9 protein-coding genes are annotated in these 12,970 nt (G+C 51.6%); 7 read left to right on the forward strand and 2 right to left on the reverse strand.

Going from position 1 to position 12,970, the window contains the following annotated elements; all coding sequences use genetic code 11:
• Positions 1–30: 30 nt before the first annotated feature.
• Complete coding sequence (gene xylA / locus AC07RN_RS19155; RefSeq protein WP_478337057.1) at positions 31–1,353, reverse strand: xylose isomerase; 1,323 nt, start codon at positions 1,351–1,353, stop codon at positions 31–33.
• 377 nt (positions 1,354–1,730) lie between these two features.
• Between xylA and xylF the strand changes: the two genes are divergently transcribed.
• The 4 genes from xylF (at position 1,731) to xylR (ending at position 6,702) form a co-directional block, all read left to right on the forward strand.
• Entirely contained in the window at positions 1,731–2,723 is a 993-nt protein-coding gene (gene xylF, locus AC07RN_RS19160) for a D-xylose ABC transporter substrate-binding protein (RefSeq protein WP_011915421.1), read from the forward strand.
• Positions 2,724–2,795: 72 nt separating this feature from the next.
• Complete coding sequence (locus AC07RN_RS19165; RefSeq protein ID WP_478337058.1) at positions 2,796–4,337, forward strand: xylose ABC transporter ATP-binding protein; 1,542 nt, start codon at positions 2,796–2,798, stop codon at positions 4,335–4,337.
• Positions 4,315–5,496: a xylose ABC transporter permease XylH gene (gene xylH / locus AC07RN_RS19170; protein ID WP_235134459.1), complete on the forward strand. Its 1,182-nt coding sequence runs from the start codon at positions 4,315–4,317 to the stop codon at positions 5,494–5,496. The genes AC07RN_RS19165 and xylH overlap by 23 nt, the downstream gene beginning before the upstream one ends.
• A 27-nt stretch (positions 5,497–5,523) precedes the next feature.
• On the forward strand, positions 5,524–6,702 hold the full coding sequence (gene xylR / locus AC07RN_RS19175) for a D-xylose utilization transcriptional activator XylR (RefSeq protein WP_011915418.1): 1,179 nt from the start codon (positions 5,524–5,526) through the stop codon (positions 6,700–6,702).
• A 52-nt stretch (positions 6,703–6,754) separates the two neighbouring features.
• Here the strand turns inward: xylR and AC07RN_RS19180 are convergent, their stop codons facing one another.
• Positions 6,755–7,591, reverse strand: coding sequence for a protein bax (locus tag AC07RN_RS19180; RefSeq protein ID WP_478337059.1), 837 nt, complete (start codon positions 7,589–7,591; stop codon positions 6,755–6,757).
• Between the two features lie 314 nt (positions 7,592–7,905).
• Here AC07RN_RS19180 and AC07RN_RS19185 point away from each other — a divergent pair, with 314 nt between their 5' ends.
• The 3 genes from AC07RN_RS19185 (at position 7,906) to AC07RN_RS19195 (ending at position 12,910) form a co-directional block, all read left to right on the forward strand.
• A complete protein-coding gene (locus tag AC07RN_RS19185) occupies positions 7,906–9,936 on the forward strand; it encodes an alpha-amylase (protein ID WP_478337060.1) in 2,031 nt (676 codons plus the stop codon).
• Between the two features lie 173 nt (positions 9,937–10,109).
• A complete protein-coding gene (avtA, locus tag AC07RN_RS19190; RefSeq protein WP_478337061.1) occupies positions 10,110–11,360 on the forward strand; it encodes a valine--pyruvate transaminase in 1,251 nt (416 codons plus the stop codon).
• Positions 11,361–11,707: 347 nt separating this feature from the next.
• Positions 11,708–12,910 carry a collagen-like triple helix repeat-containing protein gene (locus tag AC07RN_RS19195; protein WP_478337062.1) on the forward strand — a complete coding sequence of 401 codons (1,203 nt, stop codon included), beginning with the start codon at positions 11,708–11,710 and terminating at the stop codon, positions 12,908–12,910.
• Positions 12,911–12,970 lie beyond the last annotated feature (60 nt).

The following is a 12,970-nucleotide window of genomic DNA, read 5'->3' on the forward strand; positions in this document are numbered from 1 at the left end:
GCCCGGTAATGGGGTACCGGGCAATGCTGATTACTTATCGAACAGGTAGTGATTCACCAGGTTTTCAAGCAATTCCTGATGACCGCTCTGATGGCTCGGTGCCAGGCAGTGCTGTTCAGCGTACTTCGCTATCTCAGCAAGCGATAACTGGCCTTTCAAAATTTGCTGGCCCAGCTCACCGTTCCAACCGGCGTAACGCTTCGCAACGCGTTTATCCAGCTCGCCATCTTCAATCATGCGGGCCGCCACTTTCAGCGCCAGCGCCATGGTATCCATTGCGCCAATATGCCCATAGAACAGATCGTATTTGTCGGTACTTTGACGGCGGACTTTGGCGTCAAAGTTCAGGCCGCCGGTGGTAAAACCGCCCGCTTTGATAATTTCGTACATCACCAGCGCATTTTCTTCGACGCTGATCGGGAACTGGTCAGTATCCCAGCCCAACTGCGGATCGCCACGGTTGGCATCGACAGAGCCAAAGATGCCCAGCGCGATAGCAGACGCAATTTCGTGATGGAAAGAGTGCCCCGCCAGCGTTGCGTGGTTGGCTTCAATATTCACTTTGATCTCTTTTTCCAGACCAAATTGTTTGAGGAAGCCGTAGACGGTCGCCACGTCATAATCGTACTGATGTTTAGTCGGTTCCTGCGGTTTAGGCTCAATGAGCAACGTGCCACGGAAACCAATTTTGTGTTTGTGCTCCACCACCATCTGCATGAAGCGGCCGATTTGTTCACGCTCCTGACGGAGATCGGTGTTAAGCAGAGTTTCGTAGCCTTCGCGGCCACCCCACAGCACATAGTTTTCACCGCCGAGTTTGTGAGTGGCATTCATCGCGGTCACGACCTGCGTTGCCGCCCAGCTAAACACTTCAGGGTCCGGATTGGTCGCCGCACCCGCGCCGTAGCGAGGATTGGTAAAGCAGTTCGCCGTGCCCCACAGCAGTTTCACGCCGCTTTGCTGTTGTTTTTCACCCAGATAATCGACCATCTGCGCAAAGTTATTCAGATACTCTTTCAGCGAGGCCCCTTCCGGAGAAACATCAACATCGTGGAAGCAGTAATACGGCACATTCAGCTTGTGGAAGAACTCAAACGCGACATCCGCTTTGCGCTTCGCCAGCTCCAGCGCTTCGCCGGGTTGCTGCCACGGACGGTCAAAAGAACCGACGCCGAACATATCCGCACCGTTCCAGCAGAAGGTGTGCCAGTAGCAGGCAGCAAAACGCAGGTGATCTTCCATGCGCTTACCCAGCACCAGCTCGTCGGGATTGTAATGACGAAATGCGAGAGGATTAGTGGATTTCGGGCCTTCGTAACGAACACGATCGAGTTGGTCGAAATAAGCTTGCATATTTAACTCCATAATCAAGAGGTGCGGCAAATAACCGATACTGGAACTAATAGTGAATATTCATTGTGATTTGCTCAATTACGTTATTTCACACTGGTATTGAGAGAATGCACAAACGTGCGCTGGCTCCCAAAAAAAATAATACGCAAGCAAACGATTTCTCTGTAATTATTCCAGAATGATGTGTAATGAATAAGTTGTGCATTTTAAAAGCAGATCACGGTCATAAATTCGCAAATAAACCAAATATCGTAATGAGAAGATAAAAATCTGTAATTGCTAGTTTGTCGTTACCCGTTAAGAATTTGCTGCGTATCTGACAAGAATCATCCTTTTCTCTCTGAATCTCTACCCTACAGAAAAAGGTAATAATAATTATGAAGATAAGAAACCTGTGCCTGACAATCTGCGCTTCGCTGCTGCTGACAAGCGTTGCGGGCCATGCGAAAGAAGTCAAAATCGGAATGGCTATCGACGATCTGCGTCTTGAGCGCTGGCAAAAAGATCGCGATATTTTTGTTAAAAAAGCAGAATCTCTTGGCGCAACTGTTTTTGTACAGTCGGCTAACGGCAATGAAGAAACACAAATGTCGCAAATCGAAAATATGATTAACCGCGGCGTTGATGTGCTGGTTATTATTCCTTACAACGGTCAGGTTTTAAGTAATGTTGTGAAAGAAGCCAAACAAGAAGGCATTAAAGTTTTGGCATATGACCGTATGATTAATAATGCCGATATCGATTTTTATATTTCCTTTGATAACGAAAAAGTCGGCGAAATTCAGGCGCAAAGTTTGATCAAAAAAGTGCCTGAAGGGAATTATTTCCTGATGGGTGGCTCACCTGTCGATAACAACGCAAAATTATTCCGCGAAGGGCAAATGAAAGTGCTCAAGCCGTATATTGATGACGGAAAAATTAAAATCGTAGGCGATCAATGGGCTGACGGCTGGCTGCCTGAAAACGCCCTCAAAATTATGGAAAATGCCTTAACTGCTAACAATAACAAAATTGATGCGGTCGTCGCGTCAAACGATGCAACAGCCGGTGGGGCCATTCAGGCCCTGAGCGCACAAGGCCTGGCAGGTAAAGTCGCTATTTCAGGACAAGATGCCGATCTGGCTGGCGTAAAACGTATTCTTAATGGCACCCAAACCATGACGGTTTATAAGCCAATCACTGAACTCGCCAATACGGCAGCTGAAATTGCCGTTGAGTTGGGTAATGGAAAACAGCCTAAGGCAGACTCCTCATTAAACAACGGCCTGAAAGACGTACCCGCTCGTCTGTTGACGCCGATTGAAGTCACCAAAGACAACATTGATGCCACCGTTGTGAAAGACGGTTTCCACAGTAAGAGTCAATTGTAATCCAGCCACGCCCCTGTTCTGCAGGGGCGTGCCGACTTGTACGGGTATTCCTTCGGGTCTTGTGGAGCAGTTATGTCTTATCTACTGGAAATGAAAAGCATCACCAAAGCATTTGGCGCGGTGAAAGCCGTCGACAATGTCAGCCTGCGCTTGAATCCCGGCGAAATCGTCTCGCTCTGTGGTGAAAATGGCTCTGGAAAATCCACGCTGATGAAAGTGCTGTGCGGTATTTATCCGCACGGGAGCTACGAGGGTGAAATCGTATTTGCCGGAGAGACGCTGCAAGCGACTCATATTCGCGATACCGAGCGTAAAGGTATTGCCATCATTCACCAGGAACTCGCGCTGGTGAAGAATTTGACCGTGCTGGAGAATATTTTTCTTGGTGCTGAGCTTTCGCGTCACGGGGTGCTGGATTACGACACCATGACGCTGCGTTGTGAAAAACTGCTGGCGCAGGTCAGTCTGGCTATCTCACCTGACACACGTGTTGGCGATTTGGGTTTAGGCCAGCAGCAGCTGGTTGAAATAGCCAAAGCACTTAATAAACAGGTGCGTCTGTTGATTCTGGATGAGCCGACGGCATCCCTTACCGAACAGGAAACTGCGGTACTGTTAAACATCATCCGCGACCTGCAAAACCACGGCATTGCCTGCGTTTATATTTCGCACAAGCTTAACGAGGTTAAAGCGATATCGGACACCATCTGCGTGATCCGCGACGGACAGCACATTGGCACCCGCGCCGCAGCAGGCATGAGTGAAGATGACATCATCACAATGATGGTGGGCCGCGAACTTACCGCCCTTTATCCAAACGAACCCCACACCACGGGCGATGAAATTTTGCGCGTCGAGAATCTCACCGCCTGGCATCCGGTCAATCGTCATATCAAACGCGTTAACGATATCTCTTTCTCACTGCGCCGCGGGGAAATCCTCGGGATTGCGGGACTGGTCGGCGCTGGCCGTACCGAAGCCGTGCAGTGTTTATTCGGCGTATGGCCTGGGCGCTGGGAGGGAAAAGTTTTTATCGACGGGCAACCTGTGCAGATCAATAACTGTCAGCAGGCGATTGCGCTCGGTATTGCAATGGTGCCGGAAGACCGTAAAAAAGACGGCATCGTGCCGGTGATGGCGGTCGGGAAAAATATCACGCTGGCCGCACTCGATCAGTTTTCCGGTCCGCTGAGCAGCCTGGACGATGCTGCCGAACAGCAGTGTATTCTCCAGTCCCTCGCCCGCCTCAAGGTCAAAACCTCTTCGCCCGAACTGGCGATTGGCCGACTGAGCGGCGGCAATCAGCAGAAAGCCATTTTGGCCCGCTGCCTGCTGCTCAATCCGCGCATTCTGATTCTCGATGAGCCCACTCGGGGGATCGATATCGGTGCGAAATACGAAATCTACAAACTGATTAACCAGCTTGTACAGCAGGGCATTGCCGTCATTGTGATTTCGTCTGAGCTACCTGAAGTACTCGGCCTGAGCGATCGCGTTCTTGTGATGCACGAAGGCAAACTGAAAGCCAATTTGAACAACCAAAACCTGACGCAGGAACAGGTAATGGAAGCCGCCCTGAGGAGCGAACGCCATGTCGAAAAGCAACCCGTCTGATCTTAAAGTCTCCGTTCACACGCCCGGTGCGTTCTCGGGACTCAAGGCGCTCAATTTACAGGTTTTCGTCATGATCGCGGCCATAATCGCCATCATGCTGTTCTTCACATGGATGACCGACGGCTCGTATTTGAGCGCGCGTAATATCTCCAACCTGCTGCGCCAGACCGCGATCACCGGCATTCTGGCAGTTGGTATGGTCTTCGTCATTATCTCTGCTGAGATTGACCTCTCGGTGGGCTCGATGATGGGATTGCTGGGTGGCGTTGCCGCCATCTTTGACGTCTGGCTAGGCTGGCCGTTACCGCTCACCATCGTCGTGACGCTTGTGCTGGGTCTTCTGCTGGGCACCTGGAATGGTTGGTGGGTCGCGTACCGCAAAGTACCGTCCTTTATCGTCACCCTCGCGGGGATGCTGGCGTTTCGCGGCATCCTGATTGGGATCACCAACGGCACGACCGTTTCCCCCACCAGCGCATCCATGTCGCAAATTGGGCAAAGCTATCTCTCTGACGGTCTTGGCTTTACGTTCGGTGCCATCGGTCTCATGGCGTTTATCGCCTGGCAATGGCGTGCGCGTATGCGCCGTGAAGCATTGGGACTCGCCGCACCCGCATCAACCTCTGTTGTTGGACGCCAGGCATTAACGGCGGTGATTGTGCTGGGCGCAATCTGGTTGCTGAACGATTACCGTGGCGTTCCAACGCCGGTGTTGATTCTGACGCTGCTGTTACTGGCAGGTATGTTTATGGCCACGCGCACGGCTTTCGGTCGCCGTATCTACGCCATCGGCGGCAACATCGAAGCGGCACGTCTGTCAGGCATTAATGTCGAACGGACTAAACTAGCGGTGTTTGCGATCAATGGCCTGATGGTGGCGATTGCTGGGCTAATTCTGAGTTCACGTTTGGGGGCCGGTTCGCCGTCTGCCGGGAACATTGCCGAACTGGACGCCATCGCAGCCTGTGTCATCGGTGGGACCAGCCTGGCAGGCGGGATCGGTAGCGTTGCCGGCGCCGTAATGGGCGCATTTATTATGGCGTCGCTGGATAACGGAATGAGTATGATGGACGTGCCGACCTTCTGGCAGTATATCGTTAAGGGCGCCATTCTGTTGCTGGCAGTCTGGATGGACTCCGCAACCAAGCGACGGGCCTGAGAACCACAAATTTGGGAAAGATAAGCCATGTTTGAGAAGCGTCACCGCATTACGTTGTTATTCAATGCCAACAAAGCCTATGACCGTCAGGTCGTGGAGGGCGTGGGTGAATATTTGCAGGCGTCGCAATCCGAATGGGACATCTTCATAGAAGAAGATTTTCGTGCCAGCATCGAGACGATTAAAGACTGGTTAGGCGATGGGGTTATCGCAGATTTTGATGACCCCGATATCCAAAAAATGCTTGTCGATGTCGACGTCCCCATTGTGGGCGTCGGCGGTTCTTACCACTCGCCCGAAAAATATCCCCCGGTACATTACATCGCGACCGATAACTACGCGCTGGTCGAAAGCGCGTTTTTGCATTTAAAAGAAAAAGGTGTTCACCGCTTTGCCTTTTATGGTTTGCCAGCCTCCAGCGGTAAGCGATGGGCGATGGAGCGCGAGCATGCTTTTTGTCAGATTGTGGCCCAGGAAAAGTATCGTGGCGTCGTTTATCAAGGGCTGGAGACGGCACCTGAAAACTGGCAGCACGCGCAAAACCGTCTGGCCGACTGGCTGCAAACGCTGCCACCGCAAACCGGCATTATTGCGGTCACAGACGCGCGTGCGCGTCATGTACTCCAGGTGTGCGACCATTTGCACATTCCGGTTCCTGAAAAACTGTGCGTCATTGGCATCGATAACGAAGAGTTAACCCGTTATTTGTCACGCGTCGCGCTGTCATCAGTCGCGCAGGGAACGCGTCAGATGGGCTATCAGGCCGCGAAATTACTTCACCGATTGCTGGATAACGAAACCCTGCCGCTGCAGCGTCTACTGGTGCCACCGGTCCGTGTGGTGGAACGGCGCTCCACCGATTACCGTTCTTTAAACGATCCCGCGGTGATTCAGGCGATGCACTACATCCGTAACCATGCCTGCAAGGGTATCAAAGTGGATCAGGTGTTGGATGCCGTCGGCATTTCTCGTTCGAATCTGGAGAAGCGTTTTAAAGAAGAGGTCGGGGAAACGATTCATGCGGTCATTCACGCCGAAAAATTGGAAAAAGCGCGCAGTCTGTTAGTGTCGACGTCATTGTCGATCAACGAGATTTCTCAGATGTGCGGCTACCCATCGTTACAGTATTTCTATTCGGTGTTTAAAAAAGATTATGACACCACGCCGAAAGAGTATCGGGAGCGGTACAGCGAGGTGCTGATTTAGCGCTGGCTGAGTAAAGAAAAAGGCCTTCCGATGGAAGGCCTTTTTTAATGGATTACATATGGGCGGCGATTAAACGCTGGTTATCCTGGTACATTGCAAACAAGTAATTGTTATAGCTCTGTCCCTGGGTGGAATAACCTTTCAGCTTGTGAATCATCGTGCTCGCTGTAACTTCCTGGTCTGCTTTACGCAATTGCGCGCGTGATTTACGGAATGAAGCGTACGCCGGATGCGTATTCAGATTCACCACGTAGGCATTCACTGAATCTTTCACCGATTCGAACTGCGAATACCCTTTCACTTTGCCTGGCGCGTTGTTACAGCGGCCTTTGGCGCACTTCATACCGAAGAGATTATTGTTGGTGCGGGCCAATTTTGATGTCCCCCAACCACTCTCCGCAGCAGCCATCGTCGCCACCATGCTACCTGGAATAATGTCTACACGCTCAAGCAGTGAGTTCCACGGTACACGACGTGTATTCCCGTTCCAGCTCACATTGTAGCGTTTAGCGATCTCTTTCAGACGCGTACGCTCGGTCGGCGACCAGCGGCTGGCGTACTGTTTCGAGATCAACCAGTTACGATCCGCGGTAATCGCAGAATTTTGACTCGTAATATAAGGCATTACCGTCCGGAGAAACGCTTTTTTTCTTGGTGTCCCGGAAGGGTATTTTCGCAAATCAGGCAGTGAACTACTCTTAACACTATTGCGAGAATACTCTTTCTTACTGCTAACCTTACTCTTACTGCTCGTTGTCGTCGTCTTTATGACGTGGGCTTTCTTACTCGTTGTATCCGTGTGCGTTTTAGCAAGCACCTCACCTGAAAAAGTCACGGCGAGCAACATGAGTATCGTAGCCCCAAATCGTCGTATGGGAGTCGATATCATTAGGTCTCCTGGTCGGATATTTGTGTTCCAACCCTTTATTTTTTTCACAAAATTGAGAGCGGAATCTCAAATCATAGCAAAAATAACCTTTCAGAGCATCCAAAGAAATAGTCTAATTCCGAAACTATGTCACCTGAAACTTGCTCACATAAGCATCATTTCTACAAAATTGTGTGCGATATCGCAGATAACAGCTTAATTTTGCGCGAGATCACTCATCCTCACCCCTCCACCTGAAAGATCGCGTCTGGGGAGGAGTCCTGCGCATACACCTGGTGGCAAACTGGTTAAAATTGCCACAACAGGAAAAAGGAATGAAACGCTCCGCTTTAGCCCTCTTGCTCTTACCCGCGATGGCAAACGCTGGCTGGTCATCCCCCGGTTTCTCTGCGTTTAACGCTGAAGGGACCGGACTTTTCACAGGCCATGCAACGCTCGCGAAGGGTACGCGCCCTCTTACGCTCAGTTTTGACAATGCGTGCTGGCAGCCAACCGAAGCAATAAAGCTCAACGAAATGCTCTCGCTTAAACCGTGCGAAGGAACCCCGCCGCAGTGGCGCTTATTCCGCGAAGGGGAGTACCAAATTCGCATTGATACGCGCTCCGGTACACCCACGCTCATGATCACCGTGCAAAGTGTAACCGACAAACCTGTTACGAACGTCACTCAACAATGTCCTAAATGGGACGGAAAGCCCCTCACCCTCGACGTGACGAACACGTTCCCGGAAGGCTCAGTCGTACGGGACTTCTACAGCAAGCAAACCGCTATGGTTCAGCAAGGGAAAATCACCCTTCAGCCTGCCGCCAACAGCAATGGCCTTCTGTTGCTTGAGCGTGCCGAAACCGAAAAAACGGCACCCTTTAGCTGGCAAAACGCCACCGTTTATTTCGTCCTGACGGACCGCTATGTGAACGGGGATCCGTCAAACGACAACAGCTATGGCCGCCACAAAGACGGCATGCAGGAGATTGGGACTTTCCACGGCGGCGATCTTAGAGGGCTCACCAGTAAACTGGATTATCTGCAAAATCTGGGCGTCAATGCGCTGTGGATAAGCTCGCCGCTAGAGCAAATTCATGGCTGGGTCGGCGGCGGAACCAAGGGCGATTTCCCTCATTACGCCTATCACGGCTATTACACGCAGGACTGGACCCGACTCGACGCGAACATGGGTCAGGAGGACGATTTACGCCATCTGGTCGACGAGGCACACAAGCGCGGGATACGCATTCTGTTTGATGTGGTCATGAATCACACCGGCTACGCCACGCTTGCAGATATGCAGGAGTATCAGTTCGGTGCGTTGTATGTGCAGGGTGATGAACTAAAAAAAACGCTGGGTGAGCGCTGGACCGACTGGAAGCCCGCTGCGGGGCAAAGCTGGCACAGCTTTAATGATTACATTAATTTTAGCGATAAAGCGGGATGGGAAAACTGGTGGGGTAAAAAATGGATCCGCACCGACATTGGCGATTACGACAATCCCGGTTTCGATGATCTGACCATGTCGCTGGCCTTCTTACCCGATCTCAAAACGGAATCCACTGCGCCTTCCGGCCTGCCAAATTTCTATCGGCATAAACCGGACACGCACGCCAAAGCCATCGCCGGTTATACCCCGCGCGATTATTTAACCCATTGGCTGAGTCAATGGGTTCGCGATTACGGCATTGATGGTTTTCGTGTTGATACCGCTAAACATGTCGAAATGGCGGGCTGGCAACAGCTGAAAGAACAGGCTTCTGCGGCGCTGAAAGCGTGGAAAACAGCCCATCCGGACCAAAAGCTCGATGATGCTCCGTTCTGGATGACCGGCGAATCCTGGGGCCACGGCGTTATGCAAAGCGACTATTATCGCCATGGTTTCGACGCCATGATCAATTTTGATTATCAGGAGCAGGCAGCAAAAGCGGTCGATTGTCTGGCTGATATGGACCTAACCTGGCAGCAAATGGCCGAAAAACTGCAAGGCTATAACGTGCTGAGCTATCTCTCTTCTCACGATACCCGCCTGTTCCGCGAAGGTGGCCAACGTGCAGCCGAACTGCTGCTGCTAGCGCCAGGTGCCGTACAAATATACTACGGCGACGAATCTGAACGCCCGTTCGGTCCAACCGGTTCCGATCCGCTTCAGGGAACGCGTTCTGATATGAACTGGCAAGAAGTGTCGGGCAGCAAGGCACAAACTGTCGCGCACTGGCAAATACTGGGGCAGTTCCGCACCCGTCACCCAGCGATTGGCGAAGGCACGCAAACCACGCTATCCCTGAAGCAGGGCTACGGTTTTACCCGTCAGCACCAGACCGACAAAGTGATGGTGGTGTGGGCGGGAAATCAGTAAACCGTTCCGTCTCCGCGCCTAAAAAGAGCGGAGACGCATTTAGAATAATCCACCACCCAATCAGCAATCCATAACATAAAACAATAAGTCGTCTTGCCTTTCACGATTTGCACCTGCGCATTTGTAGCGTTATGGTGACGCACTCTTAGAATAAGTACGATAGATCACCTGCTATGACCTTTTCACTTTTCGGCGACAAATTCACCCGCCATTCAGGTATCACCCGCCTGATGGAGGATCTCAACGACGGCCTGCGCACACCGGGCGCTATCATGCTCGGCGGTGGAAACCCGGCGCAAATCCCGGCCATGAATGAATACTTTCAGGATCTGCTGACGGAGATGTTGCAAAACGGCAAAGCCGCTGATGCACTTTGCAATTATGACGGCCCGCAGGGGAAAACCGAGCTGCTGTCTCTTCTGGCAAACATGCTGCGCGATGAACTGGGTTGGGATATCGAACCACAGAATATTGCACTGACAAATGGCAGCCAGAGCGCATTTTTCTACTTGTTTAATCTTTTCGCAGGACGACGCGCAGACGGTACGACCCGGAAAGTGCTATTCCCTCTGACCCCTGAATACATTGGCTATGCCGATTCTGGGCTGGAGGAGGATCTTTTTGTCTCCGCTCGTCCCAATATCGAGCTGTTGCCGGAAGGTCAGTTCAAATACCACGTCGATTTTGAACATCTGCACATTGGTGAAGAGACCGGCATGATTTGTGTGTCGCGCCCGACCAACCCAACGGGCAACGTCATCACAGACGAAGAGCTGATGAAACTGGACGCGCTGGCGAATCAGCACGGCATTCCGCTGGTGATCGATAATGCTTATGGCGTGCCATTCCCGGGCATTATCTTTAGCGAAGCGCGCCCGCTGTGGAACCCGAATATTGTCCTTTGCATGAGCCTGTCTAAACTTGGCCTGCCGGGCAGCCGCTGCGGCATTATTATTGCCAATGAAAAAATCATCTCTGCTATTACCAACATGAACGGGATTATTAGCCTGGCGCCTGGTGGTATTGGCCCGGCGATGATGAGTGAAATGATTAAGCGTAACGATCTGCTGCGCCTGTCAAATGATGTGATTAAACCGTTCTACTATCAGCGCGTTCATGAAACGATTGCGACCATTCGCCGCTATCTTCCGGAAGATCGTTGTCTTATTCATAAACCTGAAGGAGCCATTTTCCTTTGGCTATGGTTTAAAGATCTGCCGATTTCAACCGAACTGCTGTACCAGCGTCTGAAAAAACGTGGCGTGTTGATGGTGCCCGGCGATTACTTTTTCCCGGGGCTGGATAAACCGTGGCCGCACACTCACCAGTGCATGCGCATGAATTACGTTCCGGACCCAGAAAAGATCGAGGCCGGTGTTAAAATTCTTGCCGAAGAAATTGAAATCGCCTGGAGCGAAAAGTAGTAGCAGATAAATAAGGCTCTTCAACTGATGAGCCTTATTTTTTTGATCGCCTTGTTGGAAATATAATATATTCATTTTCTCCTATAACCCCCTTTATCCAGGATTAATCTATAAAATGAATAATTTTATTTACGCTGTATTAATTCCGGAAATTGTTTAGTAGCAATTAATTAAATTAATATCCTGATAATATTGCTATTTTTAGCAGAAGCATATTTCCATTATTTTGCCAAAAATATATTTATTCTTTCTGTCCATTGATATTGTCACTGCCCGTAAGCAACCCGGTAAATACCACATATACTCACTAATACGCCGCTCGGCGTTTTATTAAGTGGAGTATTCATATGCTACCTAATAACGTTAGCCGCGTCAGCGTTATTGCTGTCGCGGTCCTGCTCGCATTTTCTCTTTCTGCCTGCAGTGGAAGCGGCGGAGGCTCGCATTCCTCAGCAAAAAACAATCCGACTACTGGGACAGATAGCGGATCGGGGTCCGGAAGCGGGGATGGCTCAACCGCCAATAATGGCGGCTCAGGAAGCAATGGTTCCGGTAGTGGCGGAACAGGCAGCGGAGGCGGTGGAACTGGCGGAGGTACAGGCGGTGGTAATAATGGTGGAGGCACAGGTGGCGACGGTGGCGGCACAGGAAATAGCGGCACCTCTACAGCCGCCATTAATAACGTGCTGAGCGATACCGGAAAGACCGTCACCAGCGTCGGCTCAACGCTTGAAGGGCTTGGTAGCCAGCTTCCGACTGATAATCCCGTAACCTCTACCGTATCGACCACCATTAGTGGTGTTGGGAGCGCGGTCTCAACGGTCGGAACGGGTGTCACTGCGGGCATCGGTAATCCTGATAATGCCAACGGCGTCGGCACCACGGTGAAAGGCGTCACCACGACCGTGACATCGCTGGGTAACACGGTTTCAACCGTCGGAACGGGTCTTTCTGGCACGACCGCGGGCACACCGATCAGTGGCGTAACCGGCCTGACAGGAAGCATTGTGAACAATACCGGGCAACTGGTGAGCAACACAGGTACCGGTTTGACCAGCGCCGTGAGTAGCCCCGCTGTGACACAGCTGACGACAGACACCACCACAGTGGTCAACAAAACGCTCGGGGGTGTTCAGGGCGTCACGCAAGGCGTAGGTACCACGACCGGGCTTGGCACGCCGGTAAATGGCCTGCTGACGCAGGTGGGGAATACCGTCAGCGGCGTGGGGACCAACATCAGTACCAGTAATAGCGGGTTAAGTGGTGTCGGCCAGATTGTGCAAAACACAGGGCAAACCGTCACGGATGTCGGTGGGTTGGTGAAACCAACCTCATCCACCAGCAGCGGTACGGGTTCAATTTCTGCGGATGCCAATGTCACGGCGAATAACTCAGGCCTGGGCGCGACGGTGAATACCACGCTCAATACGCTCACCGCCGGGGTAACAGCAAATGCAGGAACAACCACCAGTCAAAACGGCGCCACCGCCAATCCTTTGGGTGGCCTTAACTCACTCACCAGCAACCTGCTGAATCCGAAACGTCAGTAAGTGCTTCACCCTTCTGCGCCCCCGCATGGGGGCGCATTTCGCAGCAAAATGCCTCTTAGG

This window comes from Lelliottia sp. GFLA7 (assembly GCF_056490165.1).